Here is a 22,129-nt window from a genome sequence, read left to right as displayed (position 1 = left end):
TCACCCTGATGAGTGCAGCCTATGTTTCCTGACAACCTCACGTTCTCCATCGCCGACTGGGTCAATGGCTGGGTCGATGCGTTGGTGACCCACTACGGCGATGTGTTCCGGCACATCTCCGACACCCTGCTGTGGGCCATCGTCAACCTCGAAGGCCTGCTGCGTGCCACGCCCTGGTGGCTGATGCTGGCGCTGGTTGGCGTGCTCGCCTGGCACGCCACCCGGCGTCTGCTGCCCACGCTGGTGATCGTCGGCCTGCTGTTCCTGGTCGGTGCGGTCGGGCTGTGGGACAAGCTCATGCAGACCCTGGCACTGATGCTGGTGGCCACGTTGATCTCGGTGTTGATCGGCATCCCGCTGGGCATTCTCTCGGCGCGCAGCAACCGCCTGCGGGCGGTGCTGATGCCGCTGCTGGACATCATGCAGACCATGCCCAGCTTCGTGTACCTGATTCCGGTGCTGATGCTGTTCGGCCTGGGCAAGGTGCCGGCGATCTTCGCCACCGTCATCTACGCCGCGCCACCGTTGATCCGCCTCACCGACCTGGGCATCCGCCAGGTCGACCGGGAGGTGATGGAGGCGATCAACGCCTTCGGCGCCAATCGCTGGCAGCAGCTGTTCGGCGTGCAGTTGCCGCTGGCGCTGCCGAGCATCATGGCCGGGATCAACCAGACCACCATGATGGCTCTGTCGATGGTGGTGATCGCCTCGATGATCGGCGCCCGAGGCCTGGGCGAAGACGTGCTGGTGGGCATCCAGACCCTCAACGTCGGTCGCGGCCTGGAAGCGGGCCTGGCCATCGTCATCCTCGCGGTGGTGATCGACCGCATTACCCAGGCCTATGGCCGGCCCCGTCACGAGGTGAACCCATGAGCGCCCAGCCGATCGGCAAGATCGAAGTGAAGAACGTCTTCAAGATCTTCGGCGAGCGTGCCGCCGACGCGCTGCAACTGATCCGCGACGGGCGCAGCAAGGAGCAAGTGCTGAGCCAGACCGGCTGCGTGGTCGGGGTCAACGACCTGTCGCTGTCGATCGGCAGCGGCGAGATCTTCGTCATCATGGGCCTGTCTGGCTCGGGCAAGTCGACCTTGGTGCGTCACTTCAACCGCTTGATCGATCCCACCAGCGGGCAGATCCTGGTCGATGGCCAGGACATCCTGCAGTACGACATGGACGCCCTGCGTGATTTCCGTCGGCGCAAGATCAGCATGGTGTTCCAGAGCTTCGGCCTGCTGCCGCACCGCAACGTGCTGGACAACGTCGCCTACGGGCTGAAGGTGCGCGGCGAAAGCAAGGCGACCTGCCAGGCCCGTGCCTTGCAGTGGATCGAGACCGTGGGCCTGAAGGGCTACGAGAAGAAGTACCCGCACCAACTCTCCGGCGGCATGCGCCAGCGTGTGGGCCTGGCCCGGGCATTGGCGGCCGACACCGACATCATCCTCATGGACGAGGCCTTCAGTGCCCTCGACCCGCTGATCCGTGCCGAGATGCAGGACCAACTGCTGGAGCTGCAGAAGACCCTGCACAAGACCATCGTGTTCATCACCCACGACCTGGACGAGGCGGTGCGCATCGGCAACCGCATCGCCATCCTCAAGGACGGTCGTCTGATCCAGGTGGGCACGCCGCAGGAAATCCTGCACTCGCCGGCCGACGAGTACGTCGACCGCTTCGTCCAGCGCCGCGCCGTCGCGGTATGAGGAGCCCCATGTCGAACCCTGAAGTGGTGCTGCTCGGCGACGGCCCGGTGCGCTGGCAGGACATCGCCGCCGTGGCCCGGCACGCCGCGCGCCTGGAATTGACGCCGACGGTGTGGGCACGCATCGACAATGCCCAGGCCATCGTGCGCCGCATCGTCGACAGCGGCGAGCGCGCCTATGGCGTCAACACCGGCCTGGGGGCGTTGTGCAACGTGTCGCTGGCCGGCGAGCAATTGAGCGCGCTGTCGCGCAACACCCTGCTCAGCCACGCCTGCGGCGTCGGCCCGGCGCTGCCGGACGAACAGACCCGGGCGATCATCTGCGCGGCCATCGTCAACTACAGTCATGGCCATTCGGGCGTGCAGCGGGCGGTGGTCGAGGCGCTGCTGGCGCTGCTCGAACACGGCATCACGCCGCAGGTGCCGTCCCAGGGCTCGGTGGGGTATCTCACGCACATGGCCCATGTCGGGGTGTGCCTGCTGGGGATGGGGCAGGTCAGCTATCGCGGGCGCATTGTCGCGGCTGCCGAGGCCCTGGCCGACGCGGGCCTTGCGCCCGTGCAACTGGGCGCCAAGGACGGCCTGTGCCTGGTCAACGGCACGCCCTGCATGACTGGCCTGGCTTGCCTGGCCCTGGACGATGCCCAGCGCCTGCTGGACTGGGCCGACGTGATCGGCGCCATGAGCTTCGAGGCGCTGCGCGGCCAGATCGCCGCGTTCGATCCCGAGATCATCGCGCTCAAGCCGCATCCGGGGATGCAGGTGGTGGGCGAGCACCTGCGCGCGCTGCTGGCCGGCAGCGAGGTGATCGCCGCCAGCGAAGGCATCCGCACCCAGGATGCCCTGAGCATTCGTTCGATCCCCCAGGTGCACGGCGCGGCCCGCGATCAACTGGCCCACGCGGTGCGCCAGGTCGAGGCCGAGCTCAATGGCGCCAACGACAACCCCCTGCTGCTCGGCACCCCCGCTGACTTTCGCGTGGTCTCGCAGGCCAACCCCCATGGTCAGTCGGTGGCGCTGGCCAGCGACCTGCTGGCGATCGCCATGGCCGAGATCGGCGCCATCGCCGAGCGGCGCCTGGACCGGCTGGTCAACCCGCTGGTCAGCGGCCTGCCGGCGTTCCTGGTCAGCGAGCCTGGCGTCAACTCCGGGATGATGATCGCCCAGTACGTGGCCGCCTCGCTGTGCGCTCAGAACCGCCAACTGGCACAGCCGGCGGTGCTGGACAACTTCGTCACCTCGGGTCTGCAGGAAGATCACCTGAGCTTGGGCACCAATGCCGCGCTGAAGCTGCACCAGGTACTGGAAAACTGCACGCAGATCCTCGCCATCGAGTACCTGCTGGCGGCCCAGGCCTTCGAGTTTCACACCGACCACCGCCTGGGCGCGGGCACTGGGGCCGCGTGGCGGCAACTGCGCGCGTGCGTCCCAGCCTATTGCCAGGACCGCTGGCTGGCGCCGGACATCGCCACCGCCGCGCGCCTGCTCAAAGACCCCCGACTGCCGCAGCCGCTGCTGGCGGCACGGCACTGAACACAATAACAAGGAGCTATCACATGGACGCTTTGACCCTGACCCCCGGCCAGCTCAGCCTGGCCCAACTGCGCCGCATTCACCAGGCGCCGGTGCGCCTGAGCCTGGATGCAGGCGCCGCCGAGGCCATCGACGCCAGCGTCGCCTGCGTCGAGCGCATCCTCGCCGAGGACCGCACCGCCTATGGCATCAACACCGGCTTCGGCCTGCTGGCCTCGACCCGCATCGCCAGCCACGACCTGGAAAACCTGCAGCGCTCGCTGGTGCTGTCCCACGCCGCCGGTATCGGTGCGCCGCTGGACGATGCGCTGGTACGGCTGATCATGGTGCTGAAGATCAACAGCCTGGCGCGGGGTTTCTCCGGCATCCGTCGGCAGGTCATCGACGCGCTGATCGCCTTGGTCAACGCCGAGGTCTATCCGCACATCCCGCTCAAGGGCTCGGTCGGGGCCTCGGGCGACCTGGCGCCGCTGGCGCACATGTCGCTGGTGCTGCTGGGCGAAGGCAAGGCGCGCCACCAGGGCCAGTGGCTGGACGCCCGTGAGGCGCTGGCGGTGGCGGGGCTGCAGCCGCTGACGTTGGCCGCCAAGGAGGGCCTAGCGCTGCTCAATGGCACCCAGGCATCCACCGCCTATGCCCTGCGCGGGCTGTTCCAGGCCGAAGACCTGTTCGCCGCAGCCATCGCCTGCGGCGCGCTCACCGTGGAGGCGGCACTGGGCTCGCGTGCGCCATTCGATGCCCGCGTGCATGCGGTGCGCGGCCAGCGTGGGCAGATCGACGCGGCGGCCTGCTACCGCGACCTGCTGGGCGATTCCACCGAGGTGTCGCAGTCGCACAAGCATTGCGGCAAGGTCCAGGATCCCTATTCGCTGCGCTGCCAGCCGCAGGTGATGGGCGCCTGCCTGACGCAGATGCGCCAGGCCGCCGAGGTGCTGGCCATCGAGTCCAACGCCGTGTCGGACAACCCGCTGGTGTTCGCCGCCGAGGACGAAGTGATTTCCGGCGGCAACTTCCACGCCGAGCCGGTGGCCATGGCGGCCGACAACCTGGCCCTGGCCATCGCCGAGATCGGCGCGCTGAGCGAGCGGCGCATCTCGCTGATGATGGACAAGCACATGTCGCAGTTGCCGCCCTTCCTGGTGGAGAACGGCGGGGTCAACTCCGGCTTCATGATCGCCCAGGTCACCGCTGCCGCGCTGGCCAGCGAAAACAAGGCCCTGTCGCACCCGCACAGCGTCGACAGCCTGCCCACCTCCGCCAACCAGGAAGACCACGTCTCCATGGCCCCGGCGGCGGGCAAGCGCCTGTGGGAAATGGCCGAGAACACCCGTGGGGTGCTGGCCATCGAATGGCTGGGCGCCTGCCAGGGGCTGGACCTGCGCGAAGGGCTGAAAACCTCGGCGAAGCTGGAGCAGGCGCGTGTCACCCTGCGCCGTGAAGTCCCGCACTACGACCGCGACCGCTTCTTCGCACCGGACATCGAGGTGGCGGTGGACCTGCTGGCCGAGGGGCGTCTTACCGGCTTGTTGCTGGCGGGGGTCTTGCCGAGTCTGTGACCGCTGTCCAGGCCCTCTCCAGCAGCCCAACGATAAGGACGACTCATGCAGCAGGCACAAGGACTCAAACGCGGGCTGACCGCCCGGCACATCCGCTTCATGGCCCTCGGTTCGGCCATCGGCACCGGGCTGTTCTACGGCTCGGCCTCGGCGATCCAGATGGCCGGGCCGGCGGTGCTGCTGGCCTACCTGATCGGTGGCGCGGCGGTTTTCATGGTCATGCGCGCGCTCGGTGAAATGGCCGTGCACAATCCTGTGGCCGGCTCATTTGGCCAATACGCCAGTACCTATCTCGGGCCGCTGGCCGGGTTCGTCCTGGGCTGGACCTACGCCTTCGAGATGATCATCGTCTGCATCGCCGACGTCACCGCCTTCGGCATCTACATGGGCTTCTGGTTTCCCGAGGTGCCGCGCTGGATCTGGGTGCTGGGTATCGTGTTCCTGATTGGCGCGCTGAACCTGTGCAACGTCAAGGTGTTCGGTGAGCTGGAGTTCTGGCTGTCGCTGCTGAAGGTCGGCGCCATCGTCGCGATGATCCTCGCCGGCTTCGGCATCATGGCCTTCGGCCTGGGCCAGGCGGGCGGCGACCCGGCACTCGGGGTTGGCAACCTGTTCGCCCACGGCGGTTTCCTGCCCAATGGCGTCGCCGGGCTGATCGCCTCCTTTGCGGTGGTGATGTTCGCCTTCGGCGGCATCGAGATCATCGGCATCACGGCGGGCGAAGCGCAGGATCCGCGGCGCGTCATTCCCAAGGCGATCAACGCGGTGCCGCTGCGCATCCTGCTGTTCTACGTGCTCACCCTGTTCGTGCTGATGTGCCTGTACCCCTGGCCGCAGATCGGCACCCAGGGCAGTCCGTTCGTGCAGATCTTCAGCCACCTGGGCATCGGCTCGGCAGCGGCGGTGTTGAACGTGGTGGTGATTTCGGCAGCGGTGTCGGCGATCAACAGCGACATCTTCGGCGCCGGACGCATGATGTATGGGCTGGCCAAGCAGGGCCAGGCACCACGCGGCTTCGCCCGGTTGTCGCGGCACGGCGTGCCGTGGCTGACGGTGCTGGTGATGGGCGCCGCGCTGCTGCTGGGCGTGCTGCTCAATTACCTGATCCCGGAGAACGTGTTCCTGCTGATCGCCTCGATCGCCACCTTCGCCACGGTGTGGGTGTGGCTGATGATCCTGCTGACCCAGGTGGCCATGCGCCGACGCCTGGACCGCGAGCAAACCGCCGCGCTGGCCTTCCCGGTGCCGTTCTGGCCCTGGGGGCCGGCGCTGGCGATCGTATTCATGTTGTTCATTTTCGGTGTGCTCGGCTACTTCCCCGACACCCAGGCGGCGCTGCTGGTCGGCGTGGTCTGGGTGGTGTTCCTGGTGCTGTCCTACCGGCTGTGGTGCAAACCGCGCGCCGGTGGCGGCCAGGTCGCCCGGGAACAGGCCGAGCTGCACCGCTGACGTGTGGAGCGCACTATGAGAACCCTCTGGCAGAACTGCCATGTCGCCACCATGGCGCAGGGCAACTACTCGACGATCGAGCAGGCAGCGATCGTCAGCAATGCCGGGCTGATCGAATGGATCGGCGCGCAGGCGGAGGTCCCCAGCGTCGAGGCCGAGCGGGTGGTCGACCTGGGCGGTGCCTGGGTCACCCCCGGCTTGATCGATTGCCATACCCACGCCGTGTTCGGCGGCAACCGCAGCGGCGAATTCGAGCAGCGCCTGCAAGGCGTCAGCTATGCCGAGATCGCCGCCAACGGCGGTGGCATCGCCAGCACCGTGCGCGCCACCCGTGCGGCCAGCGAGGACGCCCTGCTGGCCAGCGCCCGCCAACGCGTGCAAGCGTTGCTGCGCGATGGCGTGACCACCCTGGAGATCAAGTCCGGCTACGGGCTGGACCTGGTCAACGAACGCAAAATGCTGCGCGTGGCCCGCCGCCTCGGCGAGGAACTGCCGGTGACCGTGCGCGCCACCTGCCTGGCCGCCCACGCGCTGCCACCGGAGTACGCTGGGCGCGCAGACGCCTACATCGACCTGGTCTGCGAGCAGATGCTGCCGGCCCTGGCCAGCGAAGGGCTGATCGATGCGGTGGATGCGTTCTGCGAGCACCTGGCATTCTCCCCGGCCCAGGTCGAACGGGTATTCATCAAGGCCCGTGAACTGGGCCTGCCGGTGAAGCTGCATGCCGAGCAGTTGTCGTCGCTGCATGGATCGAGCCTGGCGGCGCGCTACCAGGCGCTGTCGGCCGATCACCTGGAGTTCATGACCGAAGACGACGCCATCGCCATGGCCAGGGCCGGCACCGTGGCGGTGCTGCTGCCGGGCGCGTTCTATTTCCTGCGCGAGGCCCAGTTGCCGCCCCTGGACGCCCTGCGTCGGCATGGCGTGAAGATCGCCCTGTCCAGCGACCTCAACCCCGGCACCTCGCCGGTGCTGTCGCTGCGCTTGATGCTGAACATGGGCTGCACCCTGTTCCGTATGACGCCGGAAGAGGCGCTGGCCGGGGTGACCGTGCATGCCGCCTCGGCCCTGGGGCTTGGCGCCAGCCACGGCACGCTGGAGGTCGGCAAGGTGGCCGATTTCGTCGCCTGGCAGATCGACCGTCCCGCCGACCTGGCCTACTGGCTCGGCGGCGACCTGCCCAAGCGTGTGGTGCGCCTGGGCCATGAAATTTCCCATTGAGAGGCGTCATGGACAAGGTATTGAGTTTTCACGCAGGCCGCCTGCCGTTGTTGGTCAGCATGCCCCATGCCGGTCTCGCGCTGACGCCGACGGTGCAGGCGGGTTTGGTAGAGGCAGCACGTGGCCTGCCGGACACCGACTGGCACATTCCGCAGCTCTACGATTTCGTCGGCGAACTGGGCGCCAGCGTGGTGGCGGCGCACTACTCGCGGTTCGTCATCGACCTCAACAGGCCCGACGATGACAAACCGTTGTACGTCGGCGCCACCACGGGTCTGTATCCGGCCACGCTGTTCGAGGGCGAGCCGCTGTTCAAGGACGGTCAGGCGCCGTCGGCCGAAGAGCGCGCCAGCTACCTGGCGCAGATCTGGCGCCCCTACCACGACACCCTGCGTCAGGAGCTGGAACGCCTGCGCGCCGAGTTCGGCTATGCGCTGCTGTGGGACGCCCACTCGATCCGCTCGCACATCCCGCACCTGTTCGACGGCAAGCTGCCGGACTTCAACCTCGGCACCTTCAACAGCGCAAGCTGCGATGCGCAGTTGGCCGAGCGCTTGCAGGCGGTCTGCGCCCAGGCACCGAACTACAGCCATGTGCTCAACGGGCGCTTCAAGGGCGGGCACATCACCCGCCACTATGGCGATCCGGCGCAGCACATTCATGCCGTGCAACTGGAGCTGGCGCAGAGCACCTACATGAACGAAGTGGCGCCATTCGAGTACCGCGAAGACCTGGCACGACCGACCCAGGCCGTGCTGCGGCAACTGCTGGAAACCCTGCTGGACTGGGGCAAGGCGCGCTACGGCCGGTAGCCGCAGCGCCCCGATCAGCGGCCGACGCTCAAGGTCGGTAGTCGTGCGGCAGGTACAGGTGCAGGCTTTCGGGGTCATCCAGTCGCTGCACGATATCGGCCTCCAGCGGGTTGCCCACCAGTGACACCCGCGTCCTGCCGGTGTCGACGGTGGCCACGCCCAGCACCGAATCCGGCAAGCGGCTGATCTGGTTGTCCTCCAGGTCCAGGATCTGCCGAGGCATCACATCGAACAGCCAGTCTGCCCAAGCGGTCATGCCGGTCTTGCCCAGCGACAGGTTTTCCAGGCGCCTGGCAACGTGGAAAGGCCCGCTGAGCGCAGGGCTTACGCTGTTGTCGGAAAGGTCCAGCGATTCGAGTGCAGGTAGCCTCAGCAGCGCCTGCAGGTCGTCGTTGTCGATCGTCAAACCCTGGTTCACCAGTTCGAGCTCGACCAACGAAGCCAGCTCGGTGATGGCCGTTGGCACGTGATGCAGGGATTGGATGTTTTCGTACAGGGCCAGCGTCGAGAGCCGTGGGAAATGCCTGAGCAGCGTGTCCAGTTGCGCCGCCGTGCCGTTCAGACGCTCGAGAATCAGGTGGTCCACCTGCTCGTTGAAAAAGCTGGGCAGCCCGCGCGGGAAATGCTCCAGCGCCAGGTCCATCAAGTGCAAGGGCGTCTGCACGCCGCGCACCCGCGCCTCCCAGTAACCGCTCAGCTCATTGGCAATCTGCCAGTATTGCTGCGTACTGCCGCCCTGCACCGACGCGCTGCTCACCCAGTTGAACAACGCTTCGCGCAATTGAGTGCGCTGGTTGAACAGCGTCTGCAGTTCCGGCAACAGATGCAGAGGCGCTGCCAGATTGAAATGAAACCGGCGCGCAAGGCCATCCTCGCTGAACATGAGATTGCGCAGGTGCGCCTCGCTCAACGGATTGCCGCTCAGCGACACGATGGTATGGAAGGTATCGCTCTGCTCGTTGAGGGTCAGAAACGCAGGAACCTGGTGCAGGTCGTTGTGCAGCAAGGACACCGCTTCGATCCGCTCCAGAGCGTCCAGGTTCAGCCAGGCTGGCCAGTGCGTCAGCGCCATGCGCTCCAGACCCAGGTATTGCAGCCGCCAGGGTGACAGTTGGGCATCGGCTTGCGGAATTAGGACATTGCCGCCCAGGTCCAGGTAGGTCATGGCCTCGGGGCTGGCCAGGCGGTCGATGGCCTGCACGCTCAGTTCGATGTTCTGATTGACCAGCCGCAGTTCCCTGAGCCCGGCCAAGCGTTCGCTGATCGGTCCGAGGCTGTAGCGAAACGCCGAGGGCGGCGCGTCGCTGGCGTACGGGCGCTCGATTTCCAGGGCCTCCAGGGCCGGGAAATGCTGGAACAGGTTGTGCAGATGGCCTTCTATCTGCGCCTGCGGCGCCTCCTGTTCGAGCGCATGCTCGATCCAGACGTCGCTCAGGCGTAGGCGTTTGACCCCTGAGGTGAAGCTCTCGGGCAACTGCTGGGGAAACTCGGCGATGAAGGTGCGCTCCAGGGTCAGGGTGTCGGGGGACGTACTGGATTCGGGAATGGCGCGTTCGATCCAGTGACCCCAGATCGCCATCTCGATGGAATTGCGCGCGTGGATACGGGTGATGGCATCGCTGATCTGGCCCGGCGAGGCGCGCCAGGCGGTAAGGCTGCCGTCCAGCTCGACGGCCGAGGCCGATGGCAACTGTGCGATGCGCTGGGTCATCGCTTCGTGGGTGATTGGCGCATCGGCCAGGTTGCTGAGGATCCAGTTGGCGATTGCCGGCGAAAAGCCTTGGCCCTCGAGCTGGCGCAGGTGGCGGTTGATCGCGTCCAGGTTGCCGATGTCATGCAGCAAGGGGCGAGGGGTGGGGCTCAGGGGATAGCCGAAGCGCCCATCGGCCAGGCGCATGGGCGACCTGAAGCTGCGCCGCTGCAGACCCAGGTGTCGGCGCAGGGCATCACGGGGCATCACGGGTGCGTGGCGAATCTGCTCGCGCAAGGCGGTGGCGTCGACGGCTGTGCCACTGCCGAGCGCTTCGTGCAGGGCGTCGTGAAGCGTGGCATGCAGGCGCAGGGTCGGGCTGTCCGGGTAGGGTTTGGAAACGGTGTAGCCATTCGGGTAGCGGGTGATGAGTTTGCGCTGGAGGCTGTCGCTAGGCCCGACTCGGTCGATGGGCTGTGGATCGATGGCGCCTTCATGAAGGTCTATCGCCAGTTCGGCTGGCCAGTCGGGCAATTGCGCGGCAGTGTGCAGGATCAGGCGGTCGCTGTCGGCGCTGTGTGCCGCGTCCAGATACAGGCCCTCGTAGGCACGGTTCAGGCGCAGTTGCTGTTGGTAGACACGGATCTCTTCGCCCACACGCAGCGGCACCTTGCCATCGATCAACTGCTGGACTTCATCGGCCGTGGCGTTGCCCAGCAGTTCTTCAGTCACGGCGTTGGGCAGGTTCGGATAGACCCGTTGGATGACGGCCGCCCCGGGCGCCTCGGTGCTGGGCAACTGCCGATAACGCCGCTGGAATTCGCTGCGGCGCTGCGCCAGTGGCAGCCCGGCGCTGTCCTGGGCAATCGCCTGTTCGAGTTTGACGCGCAGCAAGGCATCCTCCAGCAAGGCCGGAAGCCGCTCTTGGTGGCTGAGCGCCCGCCGCAGCACGCTGTCTTCGACGCCGCTGAACTGGGCGAAGCGCAGTGCCAGGTCATCGCCCACGGCGGCACCCAGCGGGCCTAGGCGCCTGAACAGTTCCAGGCCTTGCCAGGCGCTGGGCCGGTCCAAGGCATGCAGCCAGATGCCGGCGCGATTGTGCCGCAGCGGCAGGCGGTAGCTCATGGCCGGGTGTGCGGGCAGCAGGTGGTACTGGTCGGTCTGCGGCGAGTGCCCGACCGCGTAGGTCTGGCCCTCCAGCGTCAGCCAGGTGCGGCCTTGATGGTGCAGCAGTCCCAGGGCATCGGGTTGCAGGCTGGTGGGCAGGGTGATGTCGTGGGCGAAGGGTTGCAGATCGGGTTTCCACAGGCGCTGTTCGCCGTTGGGCAATTCCACGGGATGAAGCGCCTCGATGAACGCTGGCCTGGGCACCGCCGCCTGAGCGTCGGCCGCCGCGCCCACGGCACCAATCGCGGCGGTCAGCGCCAGGTTTTCCACCACATCCATCAGGTAACCCTGCGCCTGCTCTCGCTCGCCGTCGGCCCAGCTGTCGAAGCCTTCGTAGGTTTCATAGCTGAGCTGGGCGATCGACAGACTCAGCATCAGTTGATCCAGCCCCGGTACCACGAAGGCGGCCACCATCAGCGCATCGCTCGCCCATTGGCTGAAATAGGCGCGACGGCGGGCGGCGCTCTTGCGGTCTTCCTCGGCGCTGGGCACGGCATGGAACAGCGCATCCTGCCTGAGGCGCTGCTGCCACTGGCTGACGCGCTCATCGATGAAGGCCTGGGTGAAGGGCGCGAGGGTCAGGCTGATCCAGGCGTCCGGATCGGGCTTGCGCTGGGCGCTGGCCCCGCCGTGCCCAGGCTCGGGCGTCACCGTCGTCCAGTCGATGGGCTGCAGCACGTCGCGCAGTCGGGTGAGGAAGGCGGCGCTGTCGGCGGCGGCGACAGCGCGCGACAGGGCGCCCAGGTCCATGATCGACAGTTGTTCGCGCAGGTAGCGCTGCGCCTGCTGGCTGTTGGCGTGGACGTGAAGCGGCGACGGCGCGCCCGGCAGGTAGGTCAGCAGCAGGCCTTTGTAAGGCAGTAGCAGCGGGTCATAGACCAGCAGGCGTTCCGGGCTGGGGACCAGGCCGATGACCACGGCGCCGGTCAGCTCGAAGCCCAGCAGCTTCATGCGCGCGCAGCGTAGCGGGCTGTCGCGGTACTGCGCCTGGCCGCTGTCGGCCAGGGTCAGCAGGGCTTCGAACAGCCCGTGTTCGAGCATTCCACTCAGGTAGGCGCGGTGCACCTCCAGGTGCCATTGGCCGCGTTGGGCCTGGGTGAAGAGGGCGGTGGCCGACCCGTCGTTGCACAGGCCTTCGACCTGCTTCAGGTAGTTCCCACCGATGTCGAGTTCGCGGCACAGGGCGGCGAAGGCGTGGGGCGCGATGTCGATCACCTGGCCGCTGGGAATCACCGACTCGAAGCGGTCGCTGTCCAGCACCAACGCGCTGAGGCCCGCCGCATCGAGACCGCCCTCGCAGGCTTCGTCGGCCTCGAAGTTCTGCAAGGCGCAGTGCAGCAGCGATTGGGTCGCCAGTTTGAAGGCCCGGGCGGCGCCCTGGATCGGGTCGCCGTTGACCTCCTGCTGGTAGGCGACGGCCTTGTTGGCGTTGAACAGGTAAGTGCGGTCGACATCCAGCGCCAGGCCGAAGCGATCCTTGAGCGCGGGGGCCAGTAATGCCCTGGCGAACGGCAGCAGATCCGGCAGCGCCTGCAGACGCTTCTCGGCGGCGGCATCGGCCGCGCGGCTGACGGCGTAAGCGCTGGCAAGAGCCCGGGCGGCGTCAGGGCGGGCCAAGCGGCAGTCCTGGAACCAGGCGGGCACAGCGCGCTGTGCGGTGCGCAGGCGTGAATGGACGTCGGCGGGCGCCGCGACCATCCAAGCGGGCGTATGGCAGGCGATCACCTGTTGTTGGGAAGCAGTGGACGTTTCGCAGGACGTCGACGGTGGCGTCGCGGCAGTCGAGTTCATCGGGAGGACCTCGCGTGATGGAGGGCCCATGCTAGGGACAGGGCTGTGCGCTGCTCCCATAACATGATCTGGCAGATACGCGTGGCGCAGGGGCTATCGTCAGGCCGCCGCTTCGCGTACCGATGTCGATGGAGACAGGCATGCTCTTGGCGCGATTCAGGTTTATGATGGCCTTCGGCCGACTAATCCCACACGGAGTGCGCAATGCAGACCCTCTACCCGCAGATCAAACCCTACGCCCGGCACGATCTGGCCGTGGAAGCGCCGCATGTGTTGTATGTCGACGAAAGCGGCTCGCCCGAAGGGCTGCCGGTGGTGTTCATCCACGGTGGGCCGGGTGCCGGTTGCGATGCCCAGAGCCGTTGCTACTTCGATCCCAACCTGTACCGCATCATCACCTTCGACCAGCGCGGTTGCGGGCGCTCCACGCCCCACGCCAGCCTGGAGAACAACACCACCTGGCATCTGGTCGAAGACCTGGAGCGTATCCGCGAGCACCTGGGCATCGACAAGTGGGTGCTGTTCGGCGGCTCCTGGGGTTCCACGCTGGCGCTGGCCTACGCCCAGACCCACCCCGAGCGCGTCCATGGTTTGATCCTGCGGGGCATCTTCCTGTGCCGCCCGCAGGAGATCGAGTGGTTCTACCAGGCCGGTGCCAGCCGCCTGTTCCCCGACTACTGGCAGGATTACCTTGCGCCGATTCCGCAGGACGAGCGTGGTGACCTGGTCAAGGCGTTCCACAAACGCCTCACCGGACACGATCAGATCGCCCAGATGCAGGCGGCCAAGGCCTGGTCCACCTGGGAAGGACGCACCGCCACGCTGCGGCCCAACCCGTTGGTGGTCGATCGCTTCTCCGAGCCGCAGCGTGCCTTGTCGATCGCCCGCATCGAATGCCACTACTTCATGAACAATGCCTTCCTCGAACCGGATCAGCTGATTCGCGACATGCCGAAGATCGCCCACCTGCCGGCGGTCATCGTGCATGGCCGCTACGACGTGATCTGTCCGCTGGACAACGCCTGGGAACTGCATCAGGCCTGGCCGAACAGCGAGCTGAAGGTGATTCGCGACGCCGGCCACGCCGCCTCCGAGCCAGGCATCACCGACGCCCTGGTGCGCGCCGCCGACCAAATGGCCCGGCGCCTGCTGGACCTGCCGTTGGAAGAAGCATGAAAGGTTTGCTGCAGCGCGTGCGCAGTGCGCGGGTGGAAGTCGAGGGGCAGGTGGTGGGCGCGGTGGACCAGGGCCTGCTGGTGCTGGTGGCGGTCGAGCCTGAAGACACCCGCGAGCACGCCGACAAGCTCTTGCACAAACTGCTGAATTACCGGGTATTCAGCGATCCACAGGGCAAGATGAACCTGTCGCTCAAGGACATCGGTGGCGGCCTGCTACTGGTGTCGCAGTTCACCCTGGCAGCAGACACCCGCAGCGGCCTGCGGCCGGGCTTTTCCACCGCCGCGCCCCTGCGCTCGGTGCCGAACTCTTCGACTACCTTGTGCAACAGGCCCGAGACCAGCATTCGGTGGTGGAAACCGGCCAATTCGGGGCTGACATGCAAGTGCACCTGGTCAATGATGGCCCCGTGACTTTTATGTTACAAATTTGAAGCACTGGCGCGTGTAGGATCAGGCTTGCAGCCAAGGTGCGGCGTTGCCTGTCACGGACAGGCACTCGGCTACAGATTTTGCAGATTTGGCTGATAAATAGTTTGTTAAGCATGATGCGTTGTCACGCAGCCTGCTGGATAATCGCGCGCTGCGTGAGCCTGCGTTCGCAGGTTCGTTTCACCCTGACTCGAGCATTGTCTGGATCCGCCTAGGGAATCATTGCCCGGTTGCGGGGTCCGAACAGTGCTCGCCAACCCGGCATTGGTCGCTGGCCGTTGGTTTCATGATCTGTTTACGGCGAGGGTTGCTCGTGATTGTAAGTCCCTGTAATGCACCAAGAATCCCCGGCAATCGGCTGCGCAAGGCCGTGTTGGCAGGCGCAGCGCTGGTTGGCCTGATGAGCGCTGGCCAGCTGTGGGCATTCAATCTTGACGATGTTGCAGCCAAGGCGAAGGATCTGGCCGGCCAGAAGTTCGAAGCACCCAAGAGCAATCTGCCGCCGGTGTTCCGCGACATGAAGTACGCCGACTACCAGAAGATCCGCTTCATCCAGTCCAAGGCCGAGTGGGCCAACGACAAGACCCCCTTCAAGCTGTCCTTCTATCATCAGGGCATGCACTTCGACACGCCGGTGACCATCAACGAGATCACCGCCAACAAGGTCGAAGAGATCAAGTACGACCCGAGCCGCTTCGAGTTCGGTGACGTGCCTCACGATGCCGACGCCACCAAGAACCTGGGCTACGCCGGGTTCCGCGTGCTCTACCCGATCAACAAGGCCGACAAGCAGGACGAGATCATGACCCTGCTTGGCGCCAGCTACTTCCGCGTGGTCGGCCGTGGCCACGCCTATGGCCTGTCGGCCCGTGGCCTGGCCATCGACACCGCGCTGCCGTCGGGCGAAGAATTCCCGCGCTTCCGCGAGTTCTGGATCGAGAAGCCCAAGCCCAACGACAAGCACCTGGTGATCTACGCCCTGCTGGACTCGCCGCGCTCTACTGGCGCCTACAAGATGATCCTGCGTCCGGGCGACGACACCATCGTCGACGTCAAGTCCAAGGTGTTCCTGCGCGACCACGTCAGCCGCCTGGGCATCGCGCCGCTGACCAGCATGTTCCTGTTCGGCCCGAACCAGCCGTCGAAGGTGCAGAACTACCGTCCGGCGCTGCATGACTCCGAAGGCCTGTCGATCCACGCCGGCAACGGCGAGTGGCTGTGGCGTCCGCTGAACAACCCGAAACACCTGGCGGTGAGCAACTTCAGCGTCGAGAACCCGCGTGGTTTCGGCCTGATGCAGCGTCAGCGCGCCTTCAGCGACTTCGAAGACCTGGACGACAACTACCAGAAGCGTCCGAGCGCCTGGATCGAGCCCAAGGGCGACTGGGGCAAGGGCACCGTCGACCTGGTCGAGATTCCGACCGCCGACGAGACCAACGACAACATCGTTGCCTTCTGGAGCCCGGAAACCCTGCCCGAGCCCGGCAAGCCGTTCGAGTACAACTACCGTCTGCACTGGACCATCGACGAGGCCAAGTACCAGCCTCAGGACCTGGGCTGGGTCAAGCAGACCCTGCGTTCGACCGGTGACGTCAAGCAGGCCAACCTGATCCGTCAACCTGACGGCAGCATTGCCTTCCTGGTCGACTTCAATGGCCCGGCCCTGGCCGCACTGCCTGAAGACACCGCTGTGCGCAGCCAAGTCAGCGTTGGCGACAACGCCGAGCTGGTCGAGAACAACCTGCGCTACAACCCGGAGACCAAAGGCTGGCGTTTGACCCTGCGCCTGAAGGTGAAGGATCCGAAGAAGTCCACCGAAATGCGCGCTGCGCTGCTGCGTGACGTGCCGGTCGAGGCACCGAAGGCCGAGAAAGCCGCCGAGACCAAGCAGGACAAGGCCGCCGCCAAGCATGCCAAGGCTCAGCACGGCAAGGTCGAGAAGGCCGAGAAGCCGGCCGAGCAGCCAGCCGCCGATGCGGCGTCCACCCCCGAGGCCCCGGCCACCACCGAGAAGGTGCTGACCGAGACCTGGAGCTACCAGTTGCCTGCCGATGAGTAATCCCAACGCAAGGCTGGAATCGCTTGGCGAGTATCTGGCCCATCTCCCCCTGAGCGACGAGCAGCGCGCCGAACTGGCCAGTTGCGCCTCGTTCAGCGAGCTGCACCAACGCCTGTCGGCCCAGCCGGATGCCCGCGAGGCCGCGCAGGCCTCGGTGGGCTCGCGCCTGACCGTCGGCAGCGCCGCCGAGCTCGAAGAGGCCGAGATGCTCGGCGTCGATGCCGGCGGGCGCCTGAGCCTGAAGATCGCACCGCCCATCAAGCGTACCCGCGTGCTGCCCGAACCCTGGCGCACCAACGTGCTGGTGCGCATCTGGCGTCGGATGACCGGCCGCAGCAATGCCCCGCAGCCGCCCAAGCGCGAGCTGCCGCCGGCTCGCTGGCGTTGGGTCGGCTCGATGCGCCGCTACATCCTGCTGCTGCTGATGATCGGCCAGACCTTGGTCGCCGGCTGGTACATGAAAGGCATCCTGCCGTACCAGGGCTGGTCGTTCGTCGACTTCAACGAGGTGGTCAATCAACCGCTGTGGGACACCGTGGTGCAGGTCTGGCCGTATGCCTTGCAGACCTCCATCCTGATCCTGTTCGGCATCCTCTTCTGCTGGGTGTCGGCCGGGTTCTGGACTGCGCTGATGGGCTTCCTGGAACTGCTCACCGGTCGCGACAAGTACAAGATTTCCGGCAGCAGTGCCGGCAACGAACCGATTGCCGCCGACGCCCGTACCGCGATCGTCATGCCGATCTGCAACGAGGACGTGCCACGGGTGTTCGCCGGCTTGCGCGCGACCTTCGAGTCGGTGGCCGCTACCGGCAACCTGGACCGCTTCGACTTCTTCGTGCTCAGCGACACCAACGACACCGACATCGCCGTGGCCGAGCAGCAGGCGTGGCTGGAAGTGTGCCGTGAAGCCAAGGGCTTCGGGCGCATCTTCTACCGCCGCCGTCGCCGTCGGGTGAAGCGCAAGAGCGGTAACCTCGACGACTTCTGCCGTCGCTGGGGTGGCGAATACAAGTACATGGTGGTGCTCGATGCCGATAGCGTGATGAGCGGTGAATGCCTGAGCAGCCTGGTGCGCCTGATGGAGGCCAACCCGGACGCCGGCATCATCCAGACCGGGCCGCGTGCTTCGGGCATGGACACCCTCTATGCCCGCATGCAGCAGTTCGCCACTCGCGTCTACGGTCCGCTGTTCACTGCGGGCCTGCACTTCTGGCAGTTGGGCGAGTCGCACTACTGGGGCCACAACGCGATCATCCGCATGAAGCCGTTCATCGAGCACTGCGCCCTGGCGCCGTTGCCGGGCAAGGGCGCGTTCGCCGGTGCGATCCTCTCCCACGACTTCGTCGAAGCCGCGCTGATGCGCCGTGCCGGCTGGGGCGTGTGGATCGCCTACGACCTGCCGGGCAGCTACGAAGAGCTGCCGCCGAACCTGCTCGACGAGCTCAAGCGCGACCGCCGCTGGTGCCACGGCAATCTGATGAACTTCCGCCTGTTCCTGGTCAAGGGCATGCACCCGGTGCACCGCGCGGTGTTCCTCACCGGGGTGATGTCGTACCTGTCGGCGCCGTTGTGGTTCCTGTTCCTGGTGCTGTCCACGGCGCTGCTGGCGACCAACACGCTGATGGAGCCGCAGTACTTCATCGAGCCGTTCCAGCTCTATCCGCTGTGGCCGCAGTGGCACCCGGAGAAGGCCATCGCGCTGTTCTCCACCACCATCGTGCTGCTGTTCCTGCCCAAGCTGCTCAGCGTCATCCTGATCTGGGCCAAGGGCGCCACCGAATTCGGCGGACGCATCAAGGTCACCCTGTCGATGCTGCTGGAGATGCTGTTCTCCATGCTGCTGGCGCCGGTGCGGATGATCTTCCACACCCGCTTCGTGCTGGCCGCGTTCCTCGGCTGGGCCGCGACCTGGAACTCGCCGCAGCGTGACGACGACTCCACGCCGTGGAGTGAGGCGGTGCGTCGGCATGGCCCGCAAACCCTGCTGGGCATCGCCTGGGCCGGGCTGGTGGCGTGGCTGAACCCGAGCTTCCTGTGGTGGCTGGCGCCGATCGTCGGTTCGCTGGTGCTGTCGATCCCGGTGTCGGTGATTTCCAGCCGCGTGCGCCTGGGCCTGGCAGCCAAGGACGAGCAGCTGTTCCTGATTCCCGAGGAATACGCCACGCCGCCAGAGCTGCTGTCGACCGACCAGTACACCCACGAGAACCGCTGGCATGCCCTGCGCGACGGTTTCGTCCGGGCGGTGGTGGACCCGCGTCAGAACGCCCTGGCCTGCGCCATGGGCACTGCTCGCCACGGTCAGGCCGAGGCCATCGAGATGCTGCGCGCCGAGCGCATCGCCAAGGCGCTGGAAGCCGGTCCCAAGGGCATCGACCTCAACACCCGCCTGGCGCTGCTGAGCGACCCGGTGGCGCTGTCGCGGTTGCACGAACGGGTCTGGGCCGAACAGCACGAGGCCTGGATCAAGGCCTGGCGCGGCTCGATCGCCAACGATCCGCATGCGCCGTTGTTGCCGTTGCAGCCTGAGGGCGAGGGGCAGCCGACGCTGGTGGGCGCCTGATCGACCTTCTCGCGGGTGAATCGCTACGGCGGTTCACTCGCGCTGCTTTCAAGCTCCGGCGCTAATTTGGCCAATAAAGTCCCTTTCCGGCCCTAGGTCCCAGGCTGTGCATGCGTTAGCATCCGTCCCGACATAACGCCGCGGCCGGCACGGCCGTGCACACAACAAGATTCTGCGAACTTCCTGCTAGGGGACTTGGTGATGATGAAGAAATACCTGTCGCGCATGCTGCTGGGCGTCACGGCACTGGTGGCGGTGTCCGCCGCCCAGGCCGGCGCCATCGACGATGCGGTCAAGCGCGGCACCCTGCGTGTGGGCATGGACCCGACCTACATGCCGTTCGAAATGACCAACAAGCGTGGCGAGATCATCGGCTTCGAGGTGGACATCCTCAAGGCCATGGCCAAGTCCATGGGCGTGAAGCTGGAGACCGTCTCCACGGCCTATGACGGCATCATCCCGGCGCTGCTCACCGACAAGTTCGACATGATCGGCAGCGGCATGACCCTGACCCAGGAGCGCAACCTGCGCCTGAACTTCAGCGAGCCCTTCATCGTGGTCGGCCAGACCCTGCTGATCCGCAAGGAACTGCAAGGCGAGATCAAGTCGTACAAGGACCTGAACGACGAGAAGTACCGCCTGACCTCCAAGCTCGGCACCACCGGCGAGATGGTGGCCAAGAAGCTGATCAGCAAGGCCAAGTACCACGGTTACGACAACGAGCAGGAAGCGGTGATGGACGTGGTCAACGGCAAGGCCGACGCCTTCGTCTACGACGCGCCCTACAACGTGGTCGCGGTGAACAAGGCCGGCGCCGGCAAGCTGGTGTACCTGGAAGAGCCCTTCACCTACGAGCCGCTGGCGTTCGGCCTGAAGAAGGGCGACTACGACAGCATCAACTTCATCAACAATTTCCTGCACCAGATCAAGCACGACGGCACCTACGATCGTATCCACGACAAGTGGTTCAAGAAGACCGACTGGCTCAAGGAAATGGAATAAACCCAGACGCGCGCGGCAAGCCACACGCGGCCCGCTACGAGAACGCGCGACACCTGATGACGGTGCGCGTCTGCTCGTAGCGGACCGCGTGTGGCTTGCCGCGCGGCGCTGTGCGGAGTACCCCCGTGATCAAACACAACAAACCCCAGTGGCCCTGGCACGCGCTCACCGCGCTGGTGCTGGTGGGGCTGGCGTGCAGCCTGTACCTGGCCACGTCGATGATTTCCTATGAGTGGCGCTGGAACCGCGTCCCTCAATACTTCGCCTTCCAGGCCGAAGACGTGCAACGTGCGGCCAGCTACGGCAGCGTCGAAGAGATCGTGGTCTCCGGCGACCAGGCGCGCGTGACCCTCAAAGGCGAGGACGGCGACACGCAGGTGCTAGACGTGGCCAAGGACAGCCTGCAACTGAGCCGTGGCGATGACGTCTCCGAGGGCGACGCAGTCGGTGTGACCCGCCACTGGACGGCCGGACCGCTGGCCTGGGGGTTGTGGACCACCTTGTGGATTTCCGTGCTGTCCGGCGCCTTCGGTCTGCTGATCGGCCTGTTCGCCGGGCTGTGCCGGTTGTCGAACAACCCGACCCTGCGCGACCTGTCCACGGTGTACGTCGAGCTGGTGCGCGGCACGCCGCTGCTGGTGCAGATCTTCATCTTCTACTTCTTCATCGGCACCGTGCTCAACCTGTCCCGAGAGTTTGCCGGGGTGGCGGCGCTGGCGCTTTTCACCGGCGCCTACGTGGCCGAAATCGTGCGCGCGGGCGTGCAGTCGATCGCCAAGGGGCAGAACGAGGCGGCGCGCTCGCTGGGCCTCAATGCCGGGCAGTCGATGCGCCACGTGATCCTGCCCCAGGCCTTCAAGCGTGTGCTGCCGCCGCTGGCCGGGCAGTTCATCAGCCTGGTCAAGGACACCTCGCTGGTGTCGGTGATCGCCATCACCGAGCTGACCAAGAGCGGTCGCGAGGCCATTACCACGTCCTTCTCGACTTTCGAAATCTGGTTCTGCGTAGCGGGCCTGTACCTGCTGATCAACCTGCCGCTGTCGCACATCGCCAGCCGGCTCGAGCGGAGGCTTGCGCAAAGTGATTGAAGTTCGTGACCTGCTGAAAGTCTTCGACACTCGGGGACAGGTGGTGCGTGCGGTGGACCAGGTGAGCACGCAGGTGGCCAAGGGTGAAGTGGTGGTGGTGCTGGGCCCGTCGGGCTCGGGCAAGTCGACGTTCCTGCGCTGCCTGAACGGCCTGGAGCATTTCGACCAGGGCCACGTGGCCATCGACGGCTTGCACCTGGAAGACCCCAAGACCGACATCAACGCCTACCGCCGCGAAGTGGGGATGGTGTTCCAGCACTTCAACCTGTTCCCGCACATGACCGTGCTGGAGAACCTGTGCCTGGCCCAGAAAGTGGTGCGCAAGCGCAGCAAGGCCGAGCGCGAGGCCAAGGCGCGGGCATTGCTGCTGAAGGTGGGCATCGCTGAGAAAGCCAACGAATACCCCTCGCGCCTCTCCGGAGGTCAGCAGCAGCGGGTGGCCATCGCCCGTGCGCTGGCGATGGACCCCAAGGTCATGCTGTTCGACGAGCCCACCTCGGCGCTGGACCCGGAAATGGTCGGCGAGGTCCTGGACGTGATGAAGACCCTGGCCCAGGAAGGCATGACCATGGTCTGCGTCACCCACGAAATGGGCTTCGCCCGTGAAGTGGCCGACCGCGTGCTGTTCTTCGACCATGGCAAGCTGCTGGAGGATGCGGCACCGGCCGCGTTCTTCGCCGCCCCCACCGATCCGCGCGCCCAGGCGTTCCTGCGCCAGGTGCTGTGAGCGGGGATGCCAATTGCGGCGGCAGAGCTGGAAAGCGGGGACCGCTACGCGGTCCAATCGCGACGCAAGGCCGCTCCCACGAGATTGCGCTTGCGTCACCTCCTGGGGACCGTAGGCGACACCGGGTGATCATGCGTTTGTTGTTCATCTGCAGCGCATGATTTCCAG

Annotated in this window: 14 protein-coding genes and 1 pseudogene; 14 read left to right on the top strand and 1 reads right to left on the bottom strand. The window is 66.0% G+C overall.

Annotated features, from left to right (window positions below; genetic code table 11):
- The first annotated feature begins 21 nt into the window (after nt 1-21).
- From GKC70_RS22030 to hutG, 7 genes are read left to right on the top strand one after another with little or no spacing between them, the layout of a single operon-like run.
- Nucleotides 22-873: a proline/glycine betaine ABC transporter permease gene (locus tag GKC70_RS22030; protein WP_029614635.1), complete on the top strand. Its 852-nt coding sequence runs from the start codon at nt 22-24 to the stop codon at nt 871-873.
- On the top strand, nt 870-1,700 hold the full coding sequence (locus tag GKC70_RS22025) for a glycine betaine/L-proline ABC transporter ATP-binding protein (protein WP_295486565.1): 831 nt from the start codon (nt 870-872) through the stop codon (nt 1,698-1,700). Before GKC70_RS22030 ends, GKC70_RS22025 begins: the two co-directional genes overlap by 4 nt.
- Nucleotides 1,701-1,708: 8 nt before the next feature.
- Nucleotides 1,709-3,232, top strand: a complete 1,524-nt coding sequence (hutH, locus tag GKC70_RS22020) for a histidine ammonia-lyase (protein ID WP_342649924.1) — start codon at nt 1,709-1,711, stop codon at nt 3,230-3,232.
- Between the two features lie 23 nt (nt 3,233-3,255).
- Entirely contained in the window at nt 3,256-4,788 is a 1,533-nt protein-coding gene (hutH, locus tag GKC70_RS22015; protein WP_342649923.1) for a histidine ammonia-lyase, read from the top strand.
- Nucleotides 4,789-4,833: 45 nt separating this feature from the next.
- Nucleotides 4,834-6,237 carry an amino acid permease gene (locus GKC70_RS22010; RefSeq protein ID WP_342649922.1) on the top strand — a complete coding sequence of 468 codons (1,404 nt, stop codon included), beginning with the start codon at nt 4,834-4,836 and terminating at the stop codon, nt 6,235-6,237.
- Nucleotides 6,238-6,252: 15 nt separating this feature from the next.
- Nucleotides 6,253-7,458, top strand: a complete 1,206-nt coding sequence (hutI, locus tag GKC70_RS22005) for an imidazolonepropionase (protein WP_342649921.1) — start codon at nt 6,253-6,255, stop codon at nt 7,456-7,458.
- A gap of 8 nt (nt 7,459-7,466) precedes the next feature.
- The gene (hutG, locus tag GKC70_RS22000; RefSeq protein WP_342649920.1) at nt 7,467-8,270 is read left to right on the top strand and encodes an N-formylglutamate deformylase; all 804 of its coding nucleotides are present in this window, start codon (nt 7,467-7,469) and stop codon (nt 8,268-8,270) included.
- 28 nt (nt 8,271-8,298) lie between these two features.
- Here the strand turns inward: hutG and GKC70_RS21995 are convergent, their stop codons facing one another.
- The gene (locus GKC70_RS21995; protein ID WP_342649919.1) at nt 8,299-12,918 is read right to left on the bottom strand and encodes a DUF6543 domain-containing protein; all 4,620 of its coding nucleotides are present in this window, start codon (nt 12,916-12,918) and stop codon (nt 8,299-8,301) included.
- A gap of 204 nt (nt 12,919-13,122) precedes the next feature.
- Between GKC70_RS21995 and pip the strand changes: the two genes are divergently transcribed.
- From pip to GKC70_RS21960, 7 genes and pseudogenes are all read left to right on the top strand, one after another.
- Nucleotides 13,123-14,094 carry a prolyl aminopeptidase gene (gene pip / locus GKC70_RS21990; protein ID WP_039582708.1) on the top strand — a complete coding sequence of 324 codons (972 nt, stop codon included), beginning with the start codon at nt 13,123-13,125 and terminating at the stop codon, nt 14,092-14,094.
- Nucleotides 14,091-14,527 (top strand): annotated as a pseudogene (gene dtd, locus GKC70_RS21985) (D-aminoacyl-tRNA deacylase). Before pip ends, dtd begins: the two are co-directional and overlap by 4 nt.
- 311 nt (nt 14,528-14,838) lie before the next feature.
- Complete coding sequence (locus GKC70_RS21980; protein WP_342649918.1) at nt 14,839-16,584, top strand: glucan biosynthesis protein G; 1,746 nt, start codon at nt 14,839-14,841, stop codon at nt 16,582-16,584.
- The gene (gene mdoH / locus GKC70_RS21975; protein ID WP_342649917.1) at nt 16,577-19,144 is read left to right on the top strand and encodes a glucans biosynthesis glucosyltransferase MdoH; all 2,568 of its coding nucleotides are present in this window, start codon (nt 16,577-16,579) and stop codon (nt 19,142-19,144) included. The genes GKC70_RS21980 and mdoH overlap by 8 nt, the downstream gene beginning before the upstream one ends.
- A 204-nt stretch (nt 19,145-19,348) precedes the next feature.
- Nucleotides 19,349-20,146, top strand: a complete 798-nt coding sequence (locus GKC70_RS21970) for a transporter substrate-binding domain-containing protein (RefSeq protein WP_029612516.1) — start codon at nt 19,349-19,351, stop codon at nt 20,144-20,146.
- 125 nt (nt 20,147-20,271) lie between these two features.
- Nucleotides 20,272-21,234: an amino acid ABC transporter permease gene (locus GKC70_RS21965; protein WP_039582714.1), complete on the top strand. Its 963-nt coding sequence runs from the start codon at nt 20,272-20,274 to the stop codon at nt 21,232-21,234.
- The gene (locus GKC70_RS21960) at nt 21,227-21,961 is read left to right on the top strand and encodes an amino acid ABC transporter ATP-binding protein (protein WP_342651563.1); all 735 of its coding nucleotides are present in this window, start codon (nt 21,227-21,229) and stop codon (nt 21,959-21,961) included. The genes GKC70_RS21965 and GKC70_RS21960 overlap by 8 nt, the downstream gene beginning before the upstream one ends.
- The last annotated feature ends 168 nt before the right edge of the window (nt 21,962-22,129 follow it).

The organism is Pseudomonas sp. REB1044, assembly GCF_038813925.1.
Classification (GTDB): Bacteria; Pseudomonadota; Gammaproteobacteria; order Pseudomonadales; family Pseudomonadaceae; genus Aquipseudomonas; species Aquipseudomonas boreofloridensis.
Note: the sequence above shows the minus strand (reverse complement) of the source record. Positions and strands in the feature narration are given on the sequence as shown.